We start from the raw sequence: 26,220 nt of genomic DNA, 5'->3' as shown, positions 1-26,220 counted from the left end.
CGCCCGGGGCGAGGCGGTGCGCGAGGAGCGCCGGGGCCCGCGGGTCGGCGCACCCGAGGCGGCGGTCCAAGGCTTCCTGAAGGGCGCGGGGCTGGCGAGCCTCGATCAGGCCACGACGGTTACCGATCCCAAGAAGGGCGAGTTCTACCTCGCGGTGATCGAGCGCCCCGGCCGCGAGACGCTGGACGTCCTGGCCGAACTCCTGCCCGAGATCATCAAGAATTTCCCCTGGCCGAAATCCATGCGCTGGGGTGCGGCCTCGGCCGAGCCGGGCGCCTTGCGCTGGGTGCGCCCGCTGCAATCGATCGTCGCCACCTTCGGGCCGGAGACCGAGACGCCGGAGGTCGTGCCGTCCTCGGTCGGCGGGATCGCGGCCGGCACCACGACCTACGGCCACCGCTTCCTCGCCCCCGAGGCGATCGAGGTGCGCCGGTTCGACGACTACATCCAGGCGCTGGAACGGGCGAAGGTCATCCTCGATCCCGAGCGGCGCAAGGACGTGATCCTGCACGACGCCCGCGACCTCGCCTTCGCCCGGGGTCTCGACCTCGTGGAGGATGAGGGCCTGCTGGACGAGGTCTCGGGCCTCGTGGAATGGCCGGTGGTGCTGATGGGCTCGTTCGACGACGCCTTCCTCGACATCCCCGCCGAGGCGATCCGCGCGACGATCCGGGCGAACCAGAAGTGCTTCGTGCTGCGCAAGGGCGGCTCGGAGGATTTGGCCCCGGCCTTCATCCTGGTCTCGAACCTCGTGGCTTCGGATGGCGGGCAGGCGATCACCGCCGGCAACGAGCGGGTGGTGCGGGCGCGCCTGTCGGATGCGAAATTCTTCTGGGAGACCGACAAGGCGATCCGTCTGGAAGATCGGCTGCCCAAGCTCGATACGATCGTCTTCCACGAGAAGCTCGGCACGCAGGGCGAGCGGATCGCCCGCATCGCCGCCTTGGCCAAGGAACTCGCGCCGGTGGTCGGCGCGGATCCGGCGCTCGCCGAGCGCGCGGCGCGCCTCGCCAAGGCCGACCTCGTCACCGAGATGGTCGGTGAGTTTCCGGAGTTGCAGGGGCTGATGGGGCGCAAATACGCGGCGCTTCAGGGCGAGCACCCGAGCGTCTGCGCGGCGCTCGAGGAGCATTACAAGCCGGTTGGTCCCTCGGATCGGGTGCCGAGCGATCCGGTGTCCATCGCGGTGGCGCTTGCCGACAAGCTCGACACGTTGGTGGGCTTTTGGTTCATCAACGAAAAGCCCACCGGCAGCAAGGATCCGTTCGCTCTGCGAAGGGCAGCTCTCGGCGTGATCCGAATCGTGGTCGAGAATGGATTGCGGCTCAAGTTGTCTGAGCACGCATTCAATGCATACAAACGTTTGGTCTCCGCGGTCACTGGAGAAGGAACGGAGAGCGAGGCCTTTCCGCGGATCTTCAATGCCTCGGACGGTAATCTCCTCGGCTTCTTCGCCGACCGCCTCAAAGTCTACCTCCGCGATAAGGGCGCTCGCCACGACCTGATCGACGCCGTCTTCGCCCTGCCCGGCCAAGACGACCTGCTGATGGTTGTCCGCCGGGTCGAGGCGCTCGGACAATTCCTCGACACCGAGGACGGAAAGAACCTGCTGGCCGGCTACAAGCGCGCGGCCAACATTCTGCGCATCGAGGAGAAGAAGGACGGCCGCGCCTACGATTCCGAACCCGATGCCGCCCTCGCGGCAGCAGGCGAGCCGGCCGAACGGGCGCTCGCCGAGGCCCTGGCGAAGGCGCGGGAAACCGCTTCGGCGGCCGTAACCCGGGAGGATTTCGCCGGGGCCATGCAGGCACTCTCGACGCTGCGGGCGCCGGTGGACGCGTTCTTCCAGGACGTCACCGTCAACGCCCCCGATCCAAAACTCCGCGAGAACCGCCTGCTGCTGCTCAACGCGCTGCGCGCCGCAACGCGGGAAGTGGCGGAGTTCGCCAAGATCGAGGGGTAAGACGCGACGCCCTTGCTCCCCCCTGCGCCCTCATCCTGAGGCGCCGGAGCGTAGCGGAGGCCTCGAAGGATGGCTCCAGGGATCGGTACGGCTTCTGGAGGGCTCCTTCGAGGCTCGCTGCGCTCGCACCTCAGGATGAGGTGGTTTGATGGGAGTGCGAGCCCACCGCCCTCACCCGTGATCGTGCCCGGTATGATCCTCGGCCTCCGGCAGGCTCAGCCCGAAATGGCTCACCAGATCGGCCACCTGCCCAGGGCTCAACTGCCGCGGGTTGAGATTGCGAAGTAGCAAATACAGCTTGGCGGTCTCTTCCAATTCCTCGGTGGCGAAGACCGCGCCCTCCAGACTGTCGCCGGCCACCACCGGGCCGTGATTGGCGAGCAGCACCGAACTGTACTTCCCGGCCAGCCCCCGGATCGCGTCCGCCACGGCCGGGTCGCCGGGGCGGTAATAGGGCACCAGCGCCGTGCCGCCGGTGCGCATCAGGTAGTAGGGCGTCAGCGGCGGCAGCACCTGCCGCGGGTCGATCTCCGGCAGCATCGACACCGCCACCGCATGGGTCGAGTGCAGATGGACGATGGCCTTCGCCTCGCTCCGGCTCTCGTAGAGCGCGCTGTGCAGCGGGATCTCCTTGGTGGGCTTGTCGCCCGAGACGAGACGCCCCTGCTCGTCCAGCCGCGAGATCCGTGCCGGGTCGAGGAAGCCGAGCGAGGCGTTGGTCGGCGTCACCAGCCAGCCGCCGTCGGGCAGGCGCAGCGAGATGTTGCCCGACGAGCCCGGCGTCAGGCCCCGCTCGAACAGCGAGCGGCCGTAGCGGCAGATCTCCTCGCGCAGCCGGCTCTCGTCGCTCATGCGGTCGCTCCCTCGATCAGCTCGAATCCGAGATCGATTTTTTTCGGGCCTTCGCCGGTCAGGCAAGCGGCGGCCTGGCGGCCGATCTCCAGGCGCGGCGTGCGCACCGTCGACAGGGGCTGGGGCATCGCGGCCGCGAAGTCGAGCCCGTTGAAGCCGAACAGCGCCAGCCGCCCCGGCACCGCCAGCCCCGCCGCCAGACAGGCGAAATAACCGCCGAGCGCCATGTCGTCGTTGGAGAAGTAGACCGCATCGAGGTCGGAAACGCGCGCCAGCAGCGCCTCCAGCCCCGCCCGGCCCGAAGCCGGCGAGGACGGCCCCGGCCGGATTTCTTTGGCCTCAAGCCTCAGACCCGCTTCCCCCAGGGCATGCTCGAACCCGGCCAGCCGCTTGCCCGCCCGGAGATCGATCGTGAGGTCGTGGCCGAGATAGGCGATCCGCCGGTAGCCCCGCGCGATGAGGTGGCGGGCGCTCGCCGCCCCGACGGCCCGGTTGGAGAAGCCGACGACCGCGTCGATCCCCGCCCCGTCCGTGTCGATCATCTCGACCACGCGCACGCCCCCGGCCTTCGCCAAGGCGACGGTTCCGGGATTGTGCTCCAGCCCGGTGAGCAGCAGCGCCGCCGGGCGCCAGGACAGGAGCGCGGCAACCAGCGCCTCCTCCCGGTCCGGATCGTAGTCGCTGACCCCGATCACGCAGGGGATGCCCTCGGCGTCGAGCGCCGCCGTCAGGCCCCGCAGCAGGTCGGGGAAGACCACGTTGGCGAGCGACGGGATCACGACGCCGACGAGCCGCGCGCTCGCCCCCTGCCCCGCCAGGCTGCCGGCCAGCCGGTTCGGCACGTAGCCCAGGCGGGCGACCGCCTCCGCCACCCGCTCGCCGGCGCGCTTGGAATAGGAACCGTGGTTGCGCAGGACCCGCGAGACCGTGCTCTCGCCGACGCCCGCCGCGCGGGCGACATCGGTGAGGGTGACGAGCCGCCCCGGCGGCTGGATGTCGTCCATGGCCCCGCTTCTCCCGGCGCGGTTTTCTTATGCGATGACAGCGCCCAGTGGCCGAACGGATCCGGTCGGGCGCGGGTCCCCTCTCCCGTGCGGGCTCCGATGTTCACACAAACGCGCCGACACTCTCTCCTCCCCCCTGCGGGGAGGAGTTGGAGGTGGGGGTGGTGCAGGATCAGGCGTGGCGGTGCCTTCTGCCCCACCCCTGACCCCTCCCCGCAAGGAGGAGGGAAAAGCGCGTTCTCCTGAGAGCTTTCAGCCTCGGAGCGAGACGTGTGAATTCGCAAGCCCGCACGGGAGAGAGGGCGCGTTGCGACACCTGACATAGCCGCCTGCATTATCTCGCACAACCGGATTGGCAGCGCTGCCAAACTGCGTTATCGCTCCGCGCAACGTCGCCATCGAGCGGCGAAGACCACTATTCGTCCGGACGCGGGATCGTGCGGACCAGGGAGAACGCCCATGCCGGTCCAAGCCGCCCCGCTCGGGGGCGCCACCGCACAAGCGGACGACAAGACCTTCGCCGACCGCACCTACGCGAAGGTGTTCTGGCGCCTCGTGCCGTTCCTGATGCTCTGCTACGTGGTGGCGTATCTCGACCGGGTGAATGTCGGCTTCGCCAAGCTCCAGATGTCCCAGGAGCTGAAGTTCTCCGAGACGGTCTACGGGCTCGGCGCCGGGATCTTCTTCCTCGGCTATTTCCTGTTCGAGGTGCCGTCGAACGTGATCCTGCATCGGGTCGGCGCCCGGGTCTGGATCGCCCGGATCATGGTCACCTGGGGGATCATCTCCGGCGCCTTCGTGTTCGTGAACTCCGAATGGAGCTTCTACGGGATGCGCTTCCTGCTCGGGCTGGCCGAGGCCGGCTTCTATCCGGGCGTGATCCTCTACACGACCTCGTGGTTCCCCGCCCATCGCCGGGCCAAGGTGATCGCGGTGTTCATGGCGGCGATCCCGATCTCCGGGATCTTCGGCAACCCGCTCTCCGGCTGGATCATGGACGCGCTCAACGGCACCCACGGCCTGTCCGGCTGGCAGTGGATGTTCCTGATCGAGGCGGTGCCGGCGGTGCTGATCGGCGTCGCCGTGTTCCTCTACCTCGACAACCGCCCGTCCGAGGCGAAGTGGCTGACCGACGCCGAGAAGCAGCTTCTCGAGCGCGACATTGCGGCCGACAACCAGGGCAAGGAGACGAGCCCGCACTCGATCGCCACGGTGTTCCGCAACGGCCGCGTGTGGTTCATGAGCCTGATCTACTTCGCCTTCGTGACCGGCCAGTACGGGCTGACCTTCTGGATGCCGACCATCGTCAAGGCGTCCGGCGTGCAGGGCAACTTCAACATCGGCCTGATCAGCGCGATCCCGTTCCTGTGCGCGGCGGTGGTGATGGTCCTGCTGGGCCTCTCCGCCGACCGGATGCGCGAGCGGCGCTGGCACCTGATCATCCCGGCGCTGATCGGGGCGGTGGGCTTCGTGGTTTCCGCCAATGCCGGCTCGACCACGGTGGCGGTGGCGGCGCTCTCGGTGGCGGCGGCCGGGGTGCTGACCTGCTCGCCCCTGTTCTGGTCGCTGCCCACGGCGTTCCTGAGCGGCGCGGGCGCGGCGGCCGGGATCGCGCTGATCAACTCGGTGGGGAATCTGGCGGGTTTCGTCAGCCCTTACGTGATCGGGGCGCTACGCGACGCCACCGGCAGCACCGCCACCGGCCTCTACGCACTGGCCGTGATGCTGGTGGTCGGCTCGATCTGCGTGTTCGTGACGCCGGCCCGGATGGTCAACCGCTGAGGCCTTTCCCCTCCCCACAAGGGGGAGGAGAGCGCGTCGAGCTTGATGACGGGGCGCATGAGATACCGCCTGTGGAATTCAAGAGGCCTCCCATGACCACCGACACCCCCACCCGCCGCGCCGCGGTGATCGGCCTGGGCTCCATGGGCTCCGGCATGGCCGGCTCGCTCCTGCGGGCGGGGTTTTCCGTCGTCGCCTGCGACGTGAACCCGGAGGCGGTGGCGCGCTTTGAAGCGGCCGGCGGCCGGGGAGCCCCGAACCCGGCCGAGGCGGCGCGGGACGCCGACGTGGTGGTGAGCGTGGTGGTCAACGCCGCCCAGACCGAGGCGGTGCTGTTCGGCGAGGCCGGCGCCGCGGCCGCGATGCCGGGGGGCGCGGTGTTCGTCTCCTCCGCCACCATGGACCCGGCTGTCGCGCGCACCCTGGCGGCCCGGCTGGAGGCCACCGGCCGCCACTTCCTCGACGCCCCGATGAGCGGCGGCGCCGCCCGCGCGGCCGACGGTGGCCTGACCTTCCTGGCCTCGGGCTCGGCGGCCGCCTTCGCGAAGGCGCGGCCCGCCCTCGATGCCATGGCGGGCACGCTCTACGAACTCGGCGATGCGGCCGGCCAGGGCGCGGCCTTCAAGATGATCAATCAGCTGCTCGCGGGCGTCCACATCGCCGCCGCCTGTGAGGCGATGGCGTTCGCGGCCAAGCAGGGTCTCGACTTGCGGCGCGTCTACGAGGTGATCACGAAATCCGCCGGCAATTCCTGGATGTTCGAGAACCGGGTGCCCCACATCCTCGATGCGGATTACAGCCCGAAGAGCGCGGTCGATATCTTCGTCAAGGATCTCGGCATCGTGCAGGACATGGCGCGGGTGGAAAAATACCCCGTGCCGGTGGCGGCCGCGGCCTTGCAGATGTTCCTGATGGCGTCGGGCGCCGGCATGGGCCGGGACGATGACGCCTCCGTGGCGCGGCTCTACGCGCAGGTCTCGGGCGCGACGCTGCCGGGGAAGGCGTAACGCTTGGCAACGGCCTGTCCCATCTACGTCCTCCTCCTGAGGTGCCGGAGCGCGGCGCAGGCCTCGAAGGAGGGATCCAGGGATCGCGCGGTCTGCTGGAGTGCTCCTTCGAGGCGGCTTCGCCGCACCTCAGGATGAGGTGGATTGATTGGATGAAGGTCCGAAGAGCGGATCAGACGCATGTCGAGAATCGAATAGAAAGTCCGAAAAAAATGCCGCGCTTTGCCGCCAACCTGAGCCTGATGTTCAACGAGGTGCCGTTCCTCGACCGGTTCGAAGCCGCGGCGCGAGCCGGGTTCGACGCCGTCGAGTTCCTGTTCCCCTACGAACACCCGCCTGAAGCCATCGGCGAGCGTCTTCGGGGCAACGGTTTGACCCAGGCGCTGTTCAACCTGCCGCCGGGCGATTTCACCAAAGGTGAGCGTGGTTTGGCGGCGTTTCCTGAGCGGTTCGATGAACTGAAGGCGGGCGTCGACACCGCGCTCCGCTACGCCGAGACGACCGGCGTCGGCCGCCTCCACCTGATGGCGGGCCTCGCCCCGCATGACGATCCGCGCGCCGCCGAAGCCTATCGGCGGGCGGTCACCTGGACGGCGGAACGGCTGGCGCCGGCGGGCCTCGACCTCGTTCTGGAGCCGATCAACGGCCGGAACATGCCGGGCTACTTCCTCAACGATTTCGGCCGGGCCGCCGACCTGATCCGCGACTTGGCATTGCCGAACCTGAAGCTTCAGTTCGACCTCTACCATTGCCAGATTCTGCACGGTGACGTGACCATGCGGCTGCGCGCCCTGATGCCGATCATCGGCCACGTCCAGACGGCGAGCGTCCCCGAGCGGCACGAGCCCGGCACCGGCGAGATGGCCGACTTTTTCCTGTTCGATGAGCTGGACCGGCTCGGCTACGCCGGCTTCGTCGGCTGCGAGTACATCCCGGCCGCCGACACCGTCGCGGGTCTCGGCTGGCTCAGCGCCTATAGAGGGAACGCCCGATGAGCCTCGCCCTGGGATGCGTCGCCGACGATTACACGGGCGCCTCGGACCTCGCCAACACCCTGACCAAGGCGGGCCTGCGCACGATCCAGACCATCGGCGTGCCCGAGGAGGGCCGGGCCCTGCCGGAGGCCGACGCGGTGGTGGTGGCGCTCAAGAGCCGCTCGATCCCGGCCGATCAGGCTGTTGCCCGTTCGCGTGAGGCGGAAGCCTGGTTGCGGGCAAGGGGCGCCGCCCACGTGATGTTCAAGATCTGCTCCACCTTCGACTCGACCGATGCGGGCAATATCGGGCCGGTGATGGACGCCCTGCGGGGTGATGCGGGCGAGGCCATTGCGCTCGTCACCCCGGCGTTCCCGGAGACGGGGCGCAGCGTCTACCAGGGCAACCTGTTCGTCGGTTCGGTGCCCCTGAACGAGAGCCCGCTCAAGGACCACCCGCTCAACCCGATGCACGACGCCAACCTCGTGCGCGTGCTCGCCCGGCAGAGCGCGAGCCCAGTCGGCCTGATCGACACCGCCACGGTCGCCCGGGGCCCGGAGGCCGTGGCGGCGCGGCTCGATGCGCTCGCCGCCGAGGGTAAGGGCGCGGCCATCGCGGACGCGATCTTCGACAGCGACCTCGAAACCCTCGGCCGGGCGATCGTCACCAGAAAGTTCTCGGTCGGCGCCTCCGGGCTCGGCCTCGGCCTCGCCCGCGCATTGGCGGCCGACGGGCGCGGCACGAAGGACGCCGCCGGGGCGGCCATCGGCGAGCCGGTGGGCGGAACCTCGGCCTGCCTTGCCGGGAGCTGCTCGCAGGCGACGCTCCAGCAGGTCGCCGCCGCCGAGTCGATCATGCCGGTGCTGCGCCTCGACCCCGTGCGGTTGCTCGCGGGCGCCGACGTGGTCGCCGAAGCCCTGGTTTTCGCGGAGGAGCGCCTTCCCTCTGGCCCAGTGCTGATCGCCACCTCGGCCCCGCCCGAGTCGGTGCGCGCCCTCCAGGCCGAGCACGGCGTCGATGCCGCTGGCCACGCCATCGAGTCGGCGCTGGCGGCGATCGCCGAGGGCCTCGTCGCCCGCGGGGTACGCCGGCTCGTGGTGGCCGGCGGCGAGACCTCGGGCGCGGTGGTCGACCGACTGGGCCTCACCGCCTTCCTGCTCGGTCCCGAGATCGCGGCGGGCGTGCCGGTTCTGCGCACCGCAGGCCGGCCGGAGCCGATGTTGCTCGCCCTCAAATCGGGCAATTTCGGCGGTGCGAATTTCTTCGGCCGTGCCCTGGACATGATGCGATGAAGGGGCCCCCTAACCCGGGTCCCGGATACGTCCAGCAGGGCTCTGCCCTGCACCCGCCAAAGGACTCGTCCTTTGGAAACCCATGACGTTTCTCGGGAGGTTTTCATGCACGCCCTGATCCTTGGCGCCGCCGGCATGATCGGCCGCCGCCTCGTGGACGCTCTGGTGAAGGAGGGCCGCGTCGGCGGTCAACCGCTCACCGCGCTGACCCTGCTGGATGTCGTGCCACCCGCCGCACCCGAAGGCTTTTCCGGCGCGGTCCGGGCCGAGGCCGCCGACCTCACGGCACCCGGTGCCGCCGAAGCCGCCATCGCCGAACGGCCGGGGGTGATCTTCCACCTCGCCGCCGTGGTCTCGGGCGAAGCCGAGGCGAATCTCGAACTCGGCTACCGGGTCAACCTCGACGGCACCCGCCTGCTGCTCGACGCGATCCGCGCGGCCAACGCGGCGGATGGCTACCGGCCGAAGCTGGTCTTCACCTCCTCGCTCGCGGTGTTCGGGCCACCCTTCCCCAAGGTCATCCCGGACGACCACATCCTGCGCCCGGCCTCCTCGTACGGGGTGCAGAAGGCGATGGGCGAATTGATGCTCGCCGACTACGCGCGGCGCGGCTTCCTCGAGGGGATCGGCCTGCGGCTGCCGACCATCTGCGTGCGGCCGGGCAAGCCCAACAAGGCGGCCTCGGGCTTCTTTTCCGGGATCATCCGTGAGCCGCTGGCCGGTCAGGAGGCGATCCTGCCGGTGCCCGATACGGTCCGGCACTGGTTCGCGAGCCCTGCCGCCGCGGTGGGCTTCCTCATCCACGCGGCCGGGCTCGATCTGGCGGTGATCGGGCCGCGGATCAGCCTGACCATGCCGGGCGTCTCGGCGACGGTGGCGGAGGAAATCGAGGCCCTGCGCCGCGCGGCGGGCGACAAGGCCGTGGCGCTGATCCGGCGTGAACCCGACGCCACCATCGCGCGGATCGTCGGCTCCTGGCCGGAGGCGTTCGAGCCCGAGGCGGCGCTGGCGCTCGGCTTCCGGGCGGACGCATCCTTTGATGCGATCGTGGCCCAGCACGTCGCCGAGTTCCACGGCGGCTGAGCCTCAGAGGCGGTTTTCGGCCGCCCGCTCAGTCGTCGGCGCCGGCGTAGAAGCCCTCCACGCCGATGCCCTCTTCCTGCATCATCCGGGCGCGGGCGCGCAGCTTCTCGGTCTCGCTCTTGAGCTGGCCGCAGGCCGCCAGGATGTCCCGACCGCGCGGCGTGCGCACCGGCGAGGCGTAGCCGGCGTTGAACACGATCTCGGAGAAGCGCTCGATCCGGTCCCAGTCGGAGCATTCGTAGCGGCTGCCCGGCCAGGGGTTGAACGGGATCAGGTTGATCTTGGCCGGGATGCCCTTGAGCAGGCGGACCAGTTCCCGGGCATCCGCGTCCGAATCGTTGACGCCCTTCAGCATCACGTACTCGAAGGTGATCCGGCGGGCGTTGCTGAGGCCCGGATAGCTGCGGCAGGCGTCAAGCAGCTGGGCGATCGGGTACTTGCGGTTGAGTGGCACCAACTCGTTGCGCAGGTCGTCGCGCACGGCGTGGAGCGAGATCGCCAGCATGGCGTTGGCCTGTTCGCCGAGCCGGGGAATCTGCGGCACGACCCCGGAGGTCGAGACCGTGATCCGGCGGCGGGACAAAGCGAGCCCCTCTTGGTCCGACATCACCCCGACCGCGTCGACCACCGCGTCGAGATTGTAGAGGGGCTCGCCCATGCCCATGAACACGATGTTGGTCACGAGCCGGCCGACCTCACCGGAGCCGCCCGCGTCCCGGCTCGGCATCTGGCCGGGCCAGTCGCCGAGCTCGTCCCGGGCGACCACCAGTTGCTGCACGATCTCGGCCGCCGACAGGTTGCGCACGAGGCGCTGCGTGCCGGTGTGGCAGAACGAGCAGGTCAGCGTGCAGCCGACCTGGCTGGACACGCACAGCGTGCCGCGGTCCGGGCCCGGGATGTAGACGCACTCGATCTCGGCGCCGCGATTGTGCTCCTGCGGGTTGGTCGGCGCCATCCGCAACAGCCATTTGCGGGTGCCGTCCCGGGAGACCTGGCGGCTTGCCACCTCGGGCCGCTCTAGGGTGAAGTGCTCGGCGAGCTGCGCCTTCAGCGCCTTGCCGATCGTGGTCATCTCGGCGAAGTCTGTCGCCCCGCGGAAGTTGACCCAGTGCCAGATCTGGCCGGCGCGCATCCGGCTCTCGCGCTCGGGCACGCCCATGCCGATGAGCTGCGCCTTGAGGGCGTCCCGGGTCAGGCCGACCAGCGACGGCGGCCGGCCGGGCAGCAGCGCGGGCTGGAAATCGGGCGCCTTCTCGATCGCGGCATCGGCCGCGCGGGCGCTGTCGAGCGACGGGCTCGCCATGGCGTTCAAACAATCCATCCACTTGGAAAGGTTTTGATATAGGCGATCGCGTCGGCGAATGCGAATGCGCGCCGCCCACGGCTGACCCCATGGAGAGCGATGGCGACCGACACACAGGCCGGGCAGGCGATCTACAATCCGCGCACCCTGCAGATCTACGACCTCGTCGTGCTGCGCCTGTCGAACCCGCTGATCTGGCGCTGCCCCACGGCGCGGATCCTGGATCTCTATGACCGGCACGTGGGCTTGGCGCATTGCGATGTCGGGGTCGGGACCGGCTGGTATCTTGACCGGTGCCGCTTCCCCACACCTCGGCCGCGGGTTGGTCTGATGGACCTCAACGCCGACAGCCTCGCCTTCGCAGCCCGTCGGATCGAACGCTACCGGCCCGAGACCTACCGCATCGACGTACTCGGCACCCTGGCCACCGGGATCGCGCCGTTCGACTCGATCGGGATGACCTACCTGCTGCACTGCCTCCCGGGCGACATCGCCGAGAAGGCCAAGGCCTTCGATACGGTGCGGCCCTGCCTACGCGATGACGGCGTGGTGTTCGGCGCCACGATCCTGGCAGGCGGCGTCCCGACCACGGCCGCAGCGCGGGCGCTGATGCGGGTCTACAACCGCAAGGGGGTGTTCTCGAACGCCGCCGACACCCTGCCGGAGCTGCGGGCGGCGCTGGATCGGCGCTTCCGGTCGGCAGACATCACGGTCGTCGGCTGCGTGGCCCTGTTCGTCGCGCGCGAGCCGCGTTGATCGGGCCTTCGTCCTTGCGGGCCTACGAAAAAGGGCGCCCGCAGGCGCCCCGATCCGTCTCGTGAATTCCAAAAACAATCAGGCGGCGGCGGTCTTCACCGGGATGCCCTTCTCGGTCAGGAAGGTCTGCAGCTCGCCCGACTGGAACATCTCGCGGGTGATGTCGCAGCCGCCGACGAACTCGCCCTTCACGTAGATCTGCGGGATGGTCGGCCAGTTCGAGAAGGCCTTGATGCCCTCGCGGATGCCCTGGTCGGCCAGGACGTTCACGCCCTTGAACGGCACTCCGAGGTAATTGAGGATCTGCACCACCTGCCCCGAGAAGCCGCATTGCGGCATCTGCGGCGTGCCCTTCATGAACACCACCACGTCCTGGGAGGTGATCTCGTTCTGGATGGTCGTGTTGGCGTCGGTCATCGTTCTGTCCTTGCTCGACAATCGTATGTGAGGTCTGAGTCAGCGGCGTGCAACCGATGTGGCGAGCGTGCGAAGCGCGCGCTCCATGTCGAAAGTCTCGGTCAGAAGGTCCTCAGGACGGATCGGGCAGGCCTTCGGCAGCCCCGGAAGCAGCACGTTCCCGTGGGCACCGAGACCGGCCTCGGCCGCCGTGACGGCGGATTTCCAGATCCTGTCCCAGTTCAACCTCTGCCGCATCGACGCCTCGTAGGCGTTCCATGCGGTGAACTGGAAGGTCGCGATCTCTTCCCGCCAATGCAAGCTCGCGGGTGCCAACGGGGCGGATACGCGCTTCAAGAGATGGGCGAGCGTCTGGATCAGCAGGCCCTCGACCGCCCGCAGATGCGAACGACCCACGCTCTCGATCTCCTCGGCTACGTTCGCCCAATCGACCACGTTCGACAGGTCAGGCCGCTGAGCCAGCGCGCGCAGTGCCGTCGCCTGCTCCTCAGCCCAGGTCACGATATCGTCGTCGTAGGGACTCGGTCGATCCATCGGGAGGACTCCCGTGTGAGGTGTCAATCCTGCGGCACGCCCGTGGTCAGCGCAAGGGCGTGGAGCACGCCGCCCATCCGGCCCTGGAGGGCGCCGTAGACCATCTGGTGCTGGGCCACCCGGGTCTTGCCCTTGAAGGCCGCCGACAGGACCGTGGCGGCGTAGTGGTCGCCGTCGCCGGCGAGGTCGCGGATTTCCACCTGCGCGTCCGGCAGGGCCTCGCGGATCATGCGCTCGATCTCGCCCGCATCCATCGGCATCGGGTTACTCCTGGGAGAAGGGGTCAGGCGGCGGGCGCGGCCGGCTGGCTCGCCATGTAGGCGGGCAGCCAGCCCTCGTGCGCCGCATTCAGGTCGGCCAGCGATATGGTCTCGCCGCCCGGCAGGGTCAAACGGTCGGAGCCGGTGACGCCCACCGAGGCCGCCGCGATGCCCTGGGCCGCGGCGGCCGAAAGGATCTCGGTGGCCGCCTCCGGCCGCACCGCCAGCAGGTAGCGGGCCTGATCCTCGCCGAACAGGTAGGCGTGGGGCGCCAGATCCACCGGAACGTCGGGCAGCGCCGCGCCGATCACGCCCGCCATCGCCATCTCGGCGAGCGCCACCGCGAGGCCGCCATCCGCGAGGTCGTGGACCGTGTCGACGGTGCCAGCCAGGATCAGGCCGCGGACGAAATCGCCGTTGCGGCGTTCCAGGGCGAGGTCCACGGGGGGCGGCGCGCCCTCTTCACGACCCTCGATCACCGACAGGTAGGATGACTGGCCGAGCCAGCCTTCGCTCACCCCGATCAGCACCAGGACGTCGCCCTCGCGCTTGAGGGCGATGGTGGCGTGGCGCGCCACGTCGTCGAGCACGCCGACGCCGCCGATGGTCGGGGTCGGCAGGATGCCGACGCCGTTGGTCTCGTTGTAGAGCGAGACGTTGCCGGACACGACCGGGAAATCCAGCGCCCGGCAAGCCTCGCCGATGCCCTGGAGGCAGCCGACGAGCTGGCCCATCACCTCGGGCTTTTCCGGGTTGCCGAAGTTCAGGTTGTCGGTGATGGCGAGCGGACGAGCGCCAACGGCCGTGATGTTGCGCCACGCCTCGGCCACGGCCTGCCGGCCGCCCTCGACCGGGTCGGCCTCGCAATAGCGCGGGGTCACGTCGCAGGTCAGCGCCAGACCCTTCGGCCCGTCCTCGACCCGGACGATGGCGGCGTCGCCCCCGGGCTTCTGCACGGTGTTGCCGAGGATGAAGTGGTCGTACTGCTCGAACACCCAGCGCTTCGAGGCGAGGTCCGGCGAGCCGACGAGGCGCTTGAGCGCGACGGTGAGCGAGGCCGGGGCCGGCACCTCGGAAGCCGCGATGACCGGCTGGTGGGTGTTGGCGAGATGCGGCCGGTCGTAGAGCGGGGCCTCGTCGCCCAGTTCCTTGATCGGCAGGTCGGCGACGGTCTCGCCGTGCCATTTGACGACGAAGCGCAGCGTGTCGGTGGTCCGACCGATCACCGCAAAATCGAGGCCCCACTTCACGAAGATGGCCTCGGCCTCCGCCTCCATGCCGGGCTTGAGCACCATGAGCATCCGCTCCTGGCTCTCGGACAGCATCATCTCGTAGGGGGTCATGCCGGCTTCGCGGGCCGGGACCTTCTCGATGTCCAGCTCGACGCCGAGGTCGCCCTTGGCGCCCATCTCGACCGCCGAGCAGGTCAGCCCGGCCGCGCCCATGTCCTGGATGGCGATGACCGCACCGGACGCCATCAGCTCCAGGCAGGCTTCGAGCAGCAGCTTCTCGGCGAAGGGATCGCCGACCTGCACGGTCGGGCGCTTCGATTCGGTGGCCTCGTCGAACTCGGCCGACGCCATGGTGGCGCCGTGGATGCCGTCGCGGCCGGTCTTGGAGCCGAGATAGACGATCGGATTCCCGACCCCGGTGGCGGCGGCGTAGAAGATCGCATCGGTACGGGCGAGCCCGACCGCCATGGCGTTGACCAGGATGTTGCCGTCGTAGCGCTTGTGGAAGCCGGTCAGCCCGCCGACGGTCGGCACGCCGAAGGAATTGCCGTAGCCGCCGACCCCCGCGACCACGCCCGAGACCAAGGCGCGGGTGCGCGGATGGTCGGGCGAGCCGAACCGCAGGGCGTTGAGCGCCGCGATCGGCCGCGCGCCCATGGTGAAGACATCGCGCAGGATGCCGCCCACGCCGGTCGCCGCGCCCTGGTAGGGCTCGATATAGCTCGGGTGGTTGTGGCTCTCCATCTTGAACACGCAGGCGTGGCCGTCGCCGATATCGATGACGCCGGCATTCTCGCCCGGCCCCTGGATCACCCACGGCGCCGAGGTCGGCAGGCCGCGCAGGTGCTTGCGGGAGGACTTGTAGGAACAATGCTCGTTCCACATCGCCGACACGATGCCGAGTTCGGTCAGCGTCGGGTCGCGCCCGATCAGGCCGCGGAAGCGCTGATACTCGTCCGGCGTCAGGCCGTGCTGGGCCACGAGTTCGGGGGTGATCGGAACGTCGTTGCGGAACATGCGAAGGGTCTCGGCAGAGAGCGGCCCGTTCCGGGAGACACGGGCCGCGGCGAGCCCGGACCGGGCGGGCATCTAGGCTGCCCCGGCTCTAGAGCGGAAGCGCCCGCCCTGGCAACATCCGTGGGTATTCCGGCGCGGGAACGTGGCCTCGCGGGCTCGCGGATCACCTACGGGGCGGGGGGCGGCTGGCAACGATCCTTCAAAACGTCAAAGCGCCCAAATCCATCAAGGATCGGCATCGCCATCCGGCCCCTCTCGCAGCCCATTCTCCCGACCCCGGGCGATCAGATCATGCACCGGCTCCGGCCCGGTCATCAGGTCGAGATAATCGAAGCCGCCCACGCTCTGGCTCGCCATGAGCAGCTGGAAATGCATCTGGAACAGGTTCCACTGGCGCCGGCGGACATCGCTGCCCGTGATCAGGTCGTTGATCATCACCCCGAGCACGGCCGGGCGCTCCGGGTCTGGCGGAGTGAGCGCGCAGGCGGCCAAGGGGTTCTGGGCGTGGATCGATAGCCAGTCCCAGGGGGCACGCACATCGATCCAGCCGATCTGCCGCGCCCGCCCGAAGCGCAGGAGTGCGTCGCGGAACCCCTGCGCGGCCGGGTCGAGACCGAGCCACGGGATGACGCTGCCGATGCTCACGAAGGTGACCGGCGTGCCACGGGTTCCGAAGCCGGGATCGCGGGCGAGTACCCGGTCCAGCACCTCGATCCCGAGGAAGCTCGACGAGGAATGTCCGACCACCACCACCTCGTCGGCCTCGCCCTCGGCGGCACGGATGCGGGCCGCAAAGGCGTCGAGGCGGGGGGCCATTTCGGGCGCCGCACCGGCCGCGTAGGCGTGGGTGAAGGCGGTGTCGTCCACGAGGTGTGAGACATAGAGGGGTTTGCCGCGGGTCACCCGCATCAGCCCGGCCAGGATCGCGTAGGCCAGGGGTGGCACCGTCAGCAGGGACCAGGGGCGCAGCGCGTCCGGCGCCAGGGCGACGAGCCCCCCCGCCAGCGCGAGGCTGAGGCCGACCAGAGCCAGATAGATGAGATGCACGCCGAAGATCACCGTGGAGAAGCGCCAGCCCTCCCGGTGTAGAGCGGCCGCGTAGCCCGAGCGCCACAGCCGCCAAAGCAGCGTCGGGACGCCCCGGAGGCGGGCCCAGCCGGATTGCGGGAAGCGCGCGCCGACGATGTCCTCCCAGCGCAGCAGGACATAGCGGGTGTTGACACCGCGCGACTGCACGCTCCAGGCGAGGTCGAGCCCGTCCGCCGAGCGGACCGGATCGCCCACCGTGATCGCGGCGCCGCGCCGGGACGCGGTGAGGCGGGCCTCGCGGCGAAACAGGCCCCAGTAGACCTCGGGCTCCCGCGGGTCGAAGCCCGGCAGGTAGAACACGGTCCGGGAGGTCAGAATCGGTGAACGCGGCGGTCCCGATCGGGCTGCGGCTTCATCCGGGGCAGTCCGGGGCGGCGTATCGGTCACGGGTGCGGAAACAGAAATGACGGGTCCGATCGATTCGGTTGGGGCGCCCTGCCTACACCAACCGCCGCGGCGCGTTGAGACGGCGGGCCTCAGCTCACGCCGCTGGGGGATGGGACAGGAAGTCGGCGATCGCCGCCACGAACCGCTCGCCATAGGCCTCGCGCTTGCGCTCGCCGACCCCGTGCACGGTGCGCAGGGCCCAGAGATCGACGGGTTTCTGGCGGGCCATCTCGATCAGCGTCCGGTCGGGGAAGACCATGAAGGCCGCGATCCCCTCGGCCCGGGCCAGCGTCGCGCGCAGGCCGCGCAGGTGCTGGAACAGCGCCTCGTCGGTCTCCGACAGCGTGATCTCCCCGTCCTCGCGGGGCGCGGCGCGGCGTCGGTCGCGGGATTCCGCCTTCGGCTCGGGATCGGGGCGGAGCTGGACAGGCTCCCGTCCGTACAGGATCGCCTCGCCCTTCGCGGTCATCGACAGGCCGCCATAGCCGTCGGTATTCTCGGCGATGGCCCCGGCCGCGAAGAGCTGGCGCAAGATCGCCCGCCATGCCGCCACAGGCTTGTCCGCGCCGACCCCGAAGGTCTTCAGGCTCGCGTGGCCGTTGCGGCGGATCGGCTCGCTTTCCTTGCCGTGGACCACGTCGCAGATGTAGGCCGCGCCGAAGCGCTGCCCGGTGCGCACGATCGCCGACAGGATCTTCTGGGCCGAGACGGTCCCGTCCACCAGCGTGACGCCGCCGCGGCACAGGTCGCAGCGCCCGCAGGGCTCGCTCGCCTCGCCGAAATAGCCGAGCAGCGATTGCCGCCGGCAGGTGGCACCCTCGCACAGGGTAATCATCGCCTCGAGCTTGCGCCGCTCGACCCGGCGGCGCTCGTCGGAGATCTCCTTCTCGTCGATCTGGCGACGGCGGAGCGCCATGTCGTCGAGGCCGTAGAGGGTCAGGGTGTCGGCGGGCAGCCCGTCGCGGCCGGCGCGGCCGATCTCCTGATAGTAGCCCTCGACGTTGTTGGGCATGTCGGCATGGCAGACGAAGCGCACGTCCGGCTTGTTGATGCCCATGCCGAAGGCGATCGTGGCGGTCATCACCACCCCGTCCTCCTGCAGGAACCGGTCCTGGTTGCGCATCCGCGTGCCCTGGTCGAGGCCGGCATGATAGGGCAACGCGTCGAACCCGTCCTTCTTGAGGGTCTCGGCGAGTTGTTCGACGCGCTTGCGCGACGAGCAGTAGATGATCCCGCTCTCCGCGCGCCGGTGCTTCAGGAAGCGCTCGATCTGCCGGGCCGGGTTGTCCTTCGGCTGGAAGGTCAGCCGAATGTTCGGCCGGTCGAAGGAGTGGACGAAGATCTTTGGCGGCCGCCCCTGCGGGAACAGCCGCTCGGCGATCTCGGCGCGGGTCGCGGCATCGGCGGTGGCCGTCAGCGCCAGGGTCTGGATGTTGCCGAGCGCCGTGCGGGCGCGGGCGATCTCGCGGTATTCCGGCCGGAAATCGTGGCCCCATTGCGAGACGCAATGCGCCTCGTCGACGGCGAGCCGCCTGACGCCGGCCCCGCGCAGGGCCTCGATGCAGCCCTCCATCAGCAGGCGCTCGGGCGAGACGAACAGCAGCCGGAGCTCCCCCGAGCGCAGCATCCGCCAGGTCTCGCGCGAGTCGGATTCCGATACGCTCGAATTGAGGGTCGCGGCCTCGACACCGACGCTCTTCATCTGCTGCACCTGATCGTGCATCAGCGCGATCAGCGGCGAGACCACCACGGTCAGCCCCGGATCGACCAGAGCCGGCAGTTGATAGGTCATCGACTTGCCCGAGCCCGTGGGCATCACGGCGAACACGTCGGCGCCGTCCAGCACCGCGCCGATCACCTCGTCCTGGCCGGGCCGGAAATCCTCGTAGCCGAAGGTTTTTTTAAGCGCGGCGCGGGCCTCGTCGAGGCGGGTCATCGGGATCCTGGGTCGGGGTACGGGCTGCTTGCAGCGTCGGCGTGTAGACACTAACCTCGAGTGTCTACACGGAGGCCATCATGCCGCTCAACATCCGCAGCGAAGAGGTGAATCGATTGGCCGAGACGCTGGCATTGAAGGCCGGCGTGAGCAAGACCGAGGCGGTGCGACTCGCGCTCGTGAACGAGTTGGGTCGGCAGAACTCGGAGCGTGAGTCTTTCATGGAACGGGTCAAGGAAATCCAGGACCGGTTGGCATCCTACCCATCTACGGGCCTCAAGGCGGACAAGGCGTTCTACGACAGTCTGAACGACGAGTGATGTTCGTCGACGCATCCGCCATCGTGGCGATCGTTGTCTGCGAGCCAGGGCATCGGCCGCTGTTGGAGCGGCTACGCGAGGGTCCCGTGCGGCTCACGAGCGGTGTTGCAGTCTACGAGGCGGCACTTGCCATCGCCCGGCTTAAGTCCGTCCCACCCGAAGTCGCTCAAGAAATCGTGGATGATTTTCTGGACGCCACCGGTGTCACCCGGGTCGCAATTGCGGCTGCGGAGACACGACTCGCCATCACGGCCCATACCCGCTACGGCAAGGGCCGCCACCCCGCCCGCCTGAACCTCGGCGATTGCTTCGCCTATGCCTGTGCGCGGGTGTACGACGTGCCGCTGCTTTATATCGGCGCCGATTTTTCGCAGACCGATATCCGCTCGGCCCTCGCCTGAGCGTCCGACCGCCCAAGACGCTCACGCCGCGATCCGCCGCCCGTCCGCCCGTTGCAGGGGCTGCTCCTCGGCCCCGACCCACGCGGTGCGCTGCCGCGGCAGGGCCTCCGGGTGCTCGGCCTGGAGCCACGTGATCATCGCCTCGCGGACCTCGCAGCGCAGGTCCCAGGCCTGGGGCGCGTTGCGGGCGCTCACCAGCATCCGGATCTCGATGGTCGATACCTTCGCGTCCGACACCTGGAGATTGACCACCTTGCCGTCCCACAGCAGCGACGCGCGAGCGATCGCGGTCAGCTTCTCGCGCATCGCGGCCACCGGGGCGCGGTGGTCGACGTAGAGAAAGACGCTGCCGATCAGCGAGGCGCCATCGCGTGTCCAGTTCTGGAACGGCTTCTGGATGAAGTAGGTCAGGGGCAGGACCAGCCGGCGCCAGTCCCAGAGGCGCACCACCACGTAGGTCGCGTTGATCTCCTCGACCCAGCCCCATTCGTTCTCCACGATGACCGCGTCCTCGATCCGGATCGGCTGCGTGATCGCGATCTGGATCCCGGCCACGAGGTTCGACAGGACCGGCTGCATCGCCAGACCGAGGACCAGACCCGCTGCCCCCGCCGAGGCCAGCAGGCTGACGCCGTACTGGCGCACCGGCTCGAAGGTCATCAGCGCCACCGAAAGGGTGATCAGCGCCACGAGGGTGACGCCCGCGCGCTCCAGGATGCGCATCTGCGTGAAGTGCTTGCGCGCCAGGAGGTTGTCCTCGGCGTCGAGCTTGAACCGGCGCAGGTAGATCACCGTGGCGATGTGGAGCGCGGTCGCGCAGCACCAGCCGGTCAGCGTCACGAAGGCGACCAGCAGGATCTGGTTGAGGGCGATCCGCACCTCCCAGGACAGGTGCATGATGGTCGAGGCGAGGCTGATCGCCACCACGATCAGGCCCAACCGGCTCGGACCACGCGTCCGCGCGACGAGCGAGCGCCAGAACAATGTCTTGGTCGCGACCGCCCGCTTCACCGCCCGGTAGACGATTCCGTGGAGCGGTATCACGACGGCGCAGCAGGCCAGGATAAGAATGAGGCTCTCGGCCCACCACGGCAGGTAGGCGAGTGCGCGAGCGGTGGGGCCGGTGAGCGCGTCGAGGTCCGGCATCGGGCATCACCTCCACGGGTTCCAGACGGGACACCATGGGAATGGGTGGGCCTCGGCCGCGGTTCCGCAGCGCACCATGCGCCTGCCGCAACGCAGCAAACCGGCCGGAGCGCCTGAGCAGCCGGACCCGCCGCCGCCTACTTCGCTGCCGCGACTGTGACGCTCCCGGTTGCGGTCCGCCCGAAACGCGCCGGGCGGTACATGTCCTCCACGGTGGCGCCCGGATGCACGTAGGTCCCCGGCGAGACCGCCCGCACCGTGTAGGCCACCGTGAAGAAGGCCGACTGGCTCGGGTCGCGGTCGTAGGCTGCCACGAACCGGTCGTCGCGGAACTCGGTATGGACCGGCTGCACATCCGACTTGGCGAAGGCCAGGCTCTGGAGCACGTCGGCATCGAGGAGCTTCGGGTTGTCGATCTCGAGCCCCGCCGGCAGGGGATCGACCAGCAGGAGGCGCGCAGCCTCCGCCTTGGCCTCGCTTACCTTCAGCACCACCACGAGCCGGTCGTTCTGGCGCAGGCCCGCCGCCGGATCGACAAGGCTGCCGTCGAGGCGGTGGTAGCTCCGCTCCACCGTGTAGCCCTGGGAGGCTGCCGGTTCCGGCGCCAGGGGATTGCCGTTGACGGTCACGGCGACCTGCACGGAGCCGCGTCCGGTATTGACCAGCTGCACGCCCCGCTCCGCCAAGCGCGCCTGTCGGTAGACCCGGGCGAGAATCCCGGTCTGCGGTGCGCCGTCGAGGCTGAACGACAGGGCGTCCGCTTCCTTGGACAGGCTCTCGGCGGCGAGCACCATCCAGGCGTTCTCCTGCGTGCTCGTCGACCGCTCGGTCTGCTGCTCCTCGCCGAACAATGCGGCGACCGGGCCGAGGGCGCCCTGCGTCAGCCCGCTCTCGGCCGCCAGCGTGATCAGCCCGGCGCCGTCGCGCAGGCGGGAGCCGTAATCGGCCCGGTACTGGCCCTTGTCCCGCTCCGCCCGCAGCACGGTGAGCGCCGATTCCATCGCCCGCGCGGCCCGGCCGCGGTCGCCCAGCAGCGCCAGGGCGGCGGCGAGCTGTGCCCGCCCGAGCGCGGAGGAGAAGTTGGTGAGCTTGGTGTCGGCGAGGTAGCGCAGGTCGCCCATCACCGGGCGGCCGTTCCGGGCGAGCACGTAGGCCGCGTAGGCGAGGTCGGCGCCGCCGTTCTGCACCTCGGAGGCGTTGGCCACTGCGTTGCGCAGGTAGTCGAGCGCCTGGGCGAAGGCTTTCTGCGGCACCGCGAAGCCGCGCTCCCGGGCCCGCGTCAGGAAATCGGTCACGTAGGCGTCGAGCCACAGGTCGCTCGACCCCTGCGCCGACCACAGGCCGAAATCGCCGCTCGAATCCTGGCGGGCGAGCAGCCGCTCGATCGACTCGCGCACGCGGTCGTCCGCGCCCGCGTCGAGGGCGAGTTTTTCCAGCGTGGCGAGCTTGTTGACGTAGAGCAGCGGCATCGCCCGGCTGACCACCTGCTCGGAGCAGCCATAGGGATAGCGGTCGAGCGCCTGGAGCAGGGCCGCCACGTCGAGGCCCGGCAGCGGCGTGACCGAGAGCGAGACGCTGCCGGTACCGGGAAGCAGGTCGGCCAGCAGATCCGGCGTGACCGTCAGTGCCGCCCCGGGGGCGAGGCTGTGCACGGAGCGGCGCAGCAGGGTGCCGGTTCCGGGCGCGATCCCGAGGGCGAAGCTCTGGTTCAGCGCAGTCGGAAGGCCGGGGCCCGACAGAGCGAGGTCGAGCCGCGCCGTGCCCGGCCCCGCCGCGGTCAGCGGGATCGCGAACTGGCCCTTGGCGCCGGCCTCCAGCCGGAACGTCTGGCGCAACGCACTGGCGCCGACCACGACCGGCCCGCTCGGGCTCAGATCGACCGTGTAGTCGCCCGCCTGACCCTCGACGTTGTCGAGGGCCACGAACAGGCGCGAGCGGTCGCCGGTATCGAGGAAGCGCGGCAGCGTGGCGGTGAGCACGACGGGATCGCGGATGATCACGTCGGCCTGGGCTTGGCCCACACGGCCGCCGCTCCAGGCGGTGACCATCACGCGGCCCGTGCCGTTGAAGGGGGGGATCGGGAAGGTGACGCTGGCGGCACCGTCCGGCCCCACGGTCACGACCCCGGAATAGAGGGCGAGCGGCGCCTGGGTCGGTGGGGAATCGGCCAGTTCGCCGCCGCCCGCATCGCCACCGGAGCGGATCGCGCCCACGGAGCCCTGCATGCCGTCGATCAGGTAGCCGTAGAGATCGTGAAATTCCGGCCCGAGCGCCCTCTGGCCGAGGAAATACTGGGTCGGGTCCGGCGCGGCGTAGGTGGTGAGATTGAGGATGCCGATATCGACCAGCGCCACGGTGATCCGGGCCGCCTCGCCGGATTTCAGGCCGGTGAGCTGGATCGGCAGGGTCAGGTCCTGGCGCGGGCGCGCCCGCTCGGGCGCCTTCACGGCGACGTCGAGGTTGCGCTTCTCGCGGTCCACGGAGAACCACGCCAGACCCAGTGCCCGGCCCGGCAGGCGCTTGGCCGCCTGATCGAGGGGCCGGTAGGCGGTGGCGACCAGATAGGCGCCGGCCCCCCATTCGGCCTTCACCGGAACGCTCACCGTGGTGCCGCCCTCCGGCACGCTGACCTCCAGGGTCTCGTGCACCCGGTCGCTGACCACCATCAGGCTGGCCTGCCCCTTGAACTTCGGGCTGAGCTTGGCCCGCAGCGTGTCGCCGGCCGCGTAGGCGGGCTTGTCGAGGGTCAGGTCGAGGAGATCCGGCGCGTCCGCGGTCTGGGATCCACCCCAGCCGACCTCGAAGCCGAGGCTGGCACTCGCCTCCAGGGCGCCCGGCGCCGAGACATCCAGCCGGTAGCGGCCGAGCCCCACGGGCGCCTCGATCCGGCTGGAACCGCCGGCCCGGAGATCGACCGTACCGCTGGCCACGCGCTTGGTGGTCTTGACCGGCTCGAACGACCAACGCCCGTCCGCCCGATACCATTGATAGGATTGGTCGACCCGCGACAGGGTCCAGCTTACCCCCGGCCGGGCGAGGAGCGCGCCCTCAGGCGTCGCCAGAACCACGTCGAAACCCGCGATCCCACCGTCGTTCAACGCCGTGAAACCCTTGCGCAGGGCGATGACCGGGCCGGCCGGGAGGATCGGCAGGGTCAGGCTGCGCGACAGGGCCCGTCCGCCGGGCTCCCCGACCGCGAGCGTGATCTTGGCCTCCAGTGCCCGCAGGGCCGACACCTGGGGCACCGGAACCGTCGCGACGGCGCTGCCCTGCGCGCTCGTGGTCGCGTGCTCCTGAAGCTCCTGCGTGGCCGGCTCCACGGCCTCGTCGTCGAGGCCGATGCTGTAGCCGTCCAGCCCCTTGATGCCACTCGTGGCCGCCGCCTGAACGGTGACGCTGCCCGACACGTCGAGATCCGCCCCCGGCGCGCCGTAGAGATAACGCGCGGCGACATCGACCTGCGCGGCCTCGCCCCGGTGGAGCACCGCCTGCCGGGCCTTGAGCGTGACCTCCAGCCGCTCGGGGACGTAATCCTCTACGAGGAAGCTGGTCTCGCCGATCGCGGGCGCCTTCGGGTCGGTATAGGCCGAGACGCGCCACGTGCCGTGCATGGCGCCCGACAGGAGCGGCAGCGGCAGCGCCCGTCCGCCGAGCCCCTGATCGGGTACCGAGACCCGCCGGTACTCGACGCCGTCCGGCCGCTTCACCACGAGGGTCAGCGGCAGGTCCGGCACCGCCGCGCCGCCCGCATCGCGCAGCAAGGCGGTGATCTGGACGGTCTCGCCCGAGCGGTAGACCCCGCGCTCCGGGAACAGGTAGGCGTCGAGCCCGCCGGTCTCGGGCCGTCCCTTCACGCCGCGGTCGGTGAGATCGAAGGCCCCGAGGTTGAGATCGAGGAAGCCGTAATGGGTGCCCGCCTGGGCCACCACGAGGCTCGGCGCCAGACCGCCCTCCCCGCGGGCGAGGCCGGGATCGAAGGCGACGTGGCCCTGCGCATCGGTGGTGCGCGTGCCCAGAACCTCGTTGTTGCGGGCGATCAGCCGGATCTCGGCGCCCGGCATCACCTGCGCGGAGGCGAGCGAGCGCAGGACCACGTGGACCCCGTCCCGCCCCTTCGTGGCGGTCAGCCCCAGGTCCGAGACCACGAACCATTGCGTCGCCTGGGTGTCGTAGCCTTCGTCGTCCGCGGTGGCCGTGCCGGAGGGCCGGGCCAGCATCACGTAGATCCCGGGCTCCAGCTTTCCGACCGCCTGCAGGACCGGGAAGGCGGTGACCGCCTCCTGGTTCAGCTCGGCCTTGGCGGTGTCGAGGGTGCCCTTCCAGACGCGCACGCCCTTCTCGGCCGCGATCGACCGGGCGGTAGCGCCGCTGAGCTGGCCCAGGAAGTCCTCGGAGCGCAGGGTCGGCAGCAGGCCGCGGTCGCCGATCCGCAGCACCTCGACATCGAGCTTGGCTGCGTTCACCGAGACCAGGGGCACGCCCGCCTGTCCGGTGCGGGGCAGGACGTAGTTGCGCCCGGTGGTGCGCACCTGCGGGGCGCGGTCGCGCACGTAGATCTCGTAATCGGCGGATTTGAGCAGGCTCTCGCCGACCGTGGAGGGCAGGCCCTGGCGCAGGACGATCGCGTAGCGCCCGCCATGCTTGAGCCCGTCGACGCAGATCTGCGTGTCCTCGGCGGTCACGGCGGCGCTGCTGCTGCCCGACACGGCCACGAAGGGCGCGTAGTCGGTCTTGGGCACCACGGCGTCCGAGAGGGTGAAGCAGGCTCGCGGGGCGGCCGCGTCGGAATCGATTTTGTAGCCGAGGATGCGGAAGCCGTGCTCGGCCCGCAGCGTGTCGTAGGTCTCCCGGACCGCGCCGTCGTCGGCCAGCGCGAGGCTCGCCGCGTAGGCGTCGAGGGCGGGGCGCCAGGATTCCCGCTCGGCCTCCGCGGCGCCCACCAGGGCCAGGGACGCCGCGGCGTCGATGGCTGTACCGGAGCGCTCGTAGGCACGGTAGGCGGCCGCGATCGCCCGCTCGCGCAGCCGGGTCCGGCCCTTGTAATCGTTCTCGTCCAGGGTCTCGAACGCCGCGGCGGCCGCGCGGGCATAGGTCTGCCAGTTGCGGATGTCGGCCGGGTCGGCCGCCACGGCGGCGGCGAGCGGGGTGAGGGCCTGATCGGGCTTGCCGGCGGCAAGCAGCGCCTGCCCGGCGACGCGGGACTGGGCCGCCGGCCGAAGCGACGTGCCGGCCTCGGCCTTGAGAGCCGCCTCAAGGCGGATTGCCGAGCTGGCGAGGTCGTCCCGAACGACGGTCCGGGCGAACGGGGCGGGCGCGGTCGCGCGGGGGGCGGTGCGGGGCGCGGCCGCGTTCTGGGCCAGCGCCGGGCCGCCCGCGACCCATCCGAGCAGCGCCAGGGCACCCGCGAGCCGTCCGAGCCGCGCCATCAGCCTGTTCCCCACCTGCCGAATTCCCGATGATTCGCG

Annotated in this window: 20 protein-coding genes; 9 read left to right on the top strand and 11 right to left on the bottom strand. The window is 70.0% G+C overall.

What is annotated here, in order from left to right; translation table 11 throughout:
* Nucleotides 1-16: 16 nt before the first annotated feature.
* Nucleotides 17-1,963: a glycine--tRNA ligase subunit beta gene (gene glyS, locus MKK84_RS01790; RefSeq protein ID WP_409566425.1), complete on the top strand. Its 1,947-nt coding sequence runs from the start codon at nt 17-19 to the stop codon at nt 1,961-1,963.
* A 171-nt stretch (nt 1,964-2,134) separates the two neighbouring features.
* Here the strand turns inward: glyS and MKK84_RS01785 are convergent, their stop codons facing one another.
* Entirely contained in the window at nt 2,135-2,815 is a 681-nt protein-coding gene (locus MKK84_RS01785; protein ID WP_243916323.1) for an aldolase, read from the bottom strand.
* The gene (locus tag MKK84_RS01780) at nt 2,812-3,819 is read right to left on the bottom strand and encodes a LacI family DNA-binding transcriptional regulator (protein ID WP_243916322.1); all 1,008 of its coding nucleotides are present in this window, start codon (nt 3,817-3,819) and stop codon (nt 2,812-2,814) included. The genes MKK84_RS01785 and MKK84_RS01780 overlap by 4 nt, the downstream gene beginning before the upstream one ends.
* Before the next feature lie 459 nt (nt 3,820-4,278).
* Here MKK84_RS01780 and MKK84_RS01775 point away from each other — a divergent pair, with 459 nt between their 5' ends.
* From MKK84_RS01775 to denD, 5 genes are all read left to right on the top strand, one after another.
* Nucleotides 4,279-5,601 (top strand): MFS transporter, encoded by a 1,323-nt coding sequence (locus tag MKK84_RS01775; protein ID WP_243916321.1) that lies wholly within the window; start codon nt 4,279-4,281, stop codon nt 5,599-5,601.
* A gap of 92 nt (nt 5,602-5,693) precedes the next feature.
* On the top strand, nt 5,694-6,608 hold the full coding sequence (ltnD, locus tag MKK84_RS01770; RefSeq protein WP_243916320.1) for an L-threonate dehydrogenase: 915 nt from the start codon (nt 5,694-5,696) through the stop codon (nt 6,606-6,608).
* Nucleotides 6,609-6,820: 212 nt separating this feature from the next.
* On the top strand, nt 6,821-7,603 hold the full coding sequence (gene otnI, locus MKK84_RS01765; RefSeq protein ID WP_243916319.1) for a 2-oxo-tetronate isomerase: 783 nt from the start codon (nt 6,821-6,823) through the stop codon (nt 7,601-7,603).
* On the top strand, nt 7,600-8,874 hold the full coding sequence (gene otnK, locus MKK84_RS01760) for a 3-oxo-tetronate kinase (RefSeq protein ID WP_243916318.1): 1,275 nt from the start codon (nt 7,600-7,602) through the stop codon (nt 8,872-8,874). Before otnI ends, otnK begins: the two co-directional genes overlap by 4 nt.
* Nucleotides 8,875-8,979: 105 nt before the next feature.
* On the top strand, nt 8,980-9,957 hold the full coding sequence (gene denD, locus MKK84_RS01755) for a D-erythronate dehydrogenase (RefSeq protein ID WP_243916317.1): 978 nt from the start codon (nt 8,980-8,982) through the stop codon (nt 9,955-9,957).
* 28 nt (nt 9,958-9,985) lie between these two features.
* On the opposite strand, the gene rlmN is transcribed toward denD, so the two are convergent.
* A complete protein-coding gene (gene rlmN, locus MKK84_RS01750; protein ID WP_243916316.1) occupies nt 9,986-11,260 on the bottom strand; it encodes a 23S rRNA (adenine(2503)-C(2))-methyltransferase RlmN in 1,275 nt (424 codons plus the stop codon).
* A gap of 99 nt (nt 11,261-11,359) precedes the next feature.
* Between rlmN and MKK84_RS01745 the strand changes: the two genes are divergently transcribed.
* Nucleotides 11,360-12,016: a class I SAM-dependent methyltransferase gene (locus MKK84_RS01745; RefSeq protein WP_243916315.1), complete on the top strand. Its 657-nt coding sequence runs from the start codon at nt 11,360-11,362 to the stop codon at nt 12,014-12,016.
* A gap of 78 nt (nt 12,017-12,094) precedes the next feature.
* Here MKK84_RS01745 and grxD read toward each other — a convergent pair whose 3' ends face one another.
* The 6 genes from grxD to recQ all read right to left on the bottom strand — a co-directional run bounded on the left by grxD (nt 12,095) and on the right by recQ (nt 18,888).
* Complete coding sequence (gene grxD / locus MKK84_RS01740) at nt 12,095-12,433, bottom strand: Grx4 family monothiol glutaredoxin (RefSeq protein ID WP_243916314.1); 339 nt, start codon at nt 12,431-12,433, stop codon at nt 12,095-12,097.
* A gap of 39 nt (nt 12,434-12,472) precedes the next feature.
* Entirely contained in the window at nt 12,473-12,967 is a 495-nt protein-coding gene (locus tag MKK84_RS01735) for a DUF29 domain-containing protein (protein WP_243916313.1), read from the bottom strand.
* A gap of 23 nt (nt 12,968-12,990) precedes the next feature.
* Nucleotides 12,991-13,227 (bottom strand): BolA family protein, encoded by a 237-nt coding sequence (locus tag MKK84_RS01730; RefSeq protein ID WP_007568343.1) that lies wholly within the window; start codon nt 13,225-13,227, stop codon nt 12,991-12,993.
* Nucleotides 13,228-13,250: 23 nt separating this feature from the next.
* Entirely contained in the window at nt 13,251-15,476 is a 2,226-nt protein-coding gene (gene purL, locus MKK84_RS01725) for a phosphoribosylformylglycinamidine synthase subunit PurL (RefSeq protein ID WP_243916312.1), read from the bottom strand.
* Nucleotides 15,477-15,701: 225 nt separating this feature from the next.
* Complete coding sequence (locus MKK84_RS01720) at nt 15,702-16,865, bottom strand: hydrolase (RefSeq protein WP_243916311.1); 1,164 nt, start codon at nt 16,863-16,865, stop codon at nt 15,702-15,704.
* Nucleotides 16,866-17,046: 181 nt separating this feature from the next.
* The gene (recQ, locus tag MKK84_RS01715) at nt 17,047-18,888 is read right to left on the bottom strand and encodes a DNA helicase RecQ (RefSeq protein WP_243916310.1); all 1,842 of its coding nucleotides are present in this window, start codon (nt 18,886-18,888) and stop codon (nt 17,047-17,049) included.
* An 80-nt stretch (nt 18,889-18,968) separates the two neighbouring features.
* Here recQ and MKK84_RS01710 point away from each other — a divergent pair, with 80 nt between their 5' ends.
* Together MKK84_RS01710 and MKK84_RS01705 are read left to right on the top strand one after the other, a co-directional pair.
* Nucleotides 18,969-19,208, top strand: coding sequence for a type II toxin-antitoxin system VapB family antitoxin (locus MKK84_RS01710; RefSeq protein ID WP_243916309.1), 240 nt, complete (start codon nt 18,969-18,971; stop codon nt 19,206-19,208).
* A complete protein-coding gene (locus MKK84_RS01705) occupies nt 19,208-19,609 on the top strand; it encodes a type II toxin-antitoxin system VapC family toxin (RefSeq protein WP_243916308.1) in 402 nt (133 codons plus the stop codon). The genes MKK84_RS01710 and MKK84_RS01705 overlap by 1 nt, the downstream gene beginning before the upstream one ends.
* Before the next feature lie 21 nt (nt 19,610-19,630).
* On the opposite strand, the gene MKK84_RS01700 is transcribed toward MKK84_RS01705, so the two are convergent.
* Nucleotides 19,631-20,755, bottom strand: a complete 1,125-nt coding sequence (locus tag MKK84_RS01700; protein ID WP_243916307.1) for a mechanosensitive ion channel domain-containing protein — start codon at nt 20,753-20,755, stop codon at nt 19,631-19,633.
* Between the two features lie 137 nt (nt 20,756-20,892).
* Nucleotides 20,893-26,181 carry an alpha-2-macroglobulin family protein gene (locus tag MKK84_RS01695; RefSeq protein WP_243916306.1) on the bottom strand — a complete coding sequence of 1,763 codons (5,289 nt, stop codon included), beginning with the start codon at nt 26,179-26,181 and terminating at the stop codon, nt 20,893-20,895.
* Nucleotides 26,182-26,220 lie beyond the last annotated feature (39 nt).

The organism is Methylobacterium sp. E-065, assembly GCF_022829605.1.
Lineage (GTDB): Bacteria > Pseudomonadota > Alphaproteobacteria > Rhizobiales > Beijerinckiaceae > Methylobacterium.
This window is presented reverse-complemented; position numbering and strand designations above follow the sequence as displayed.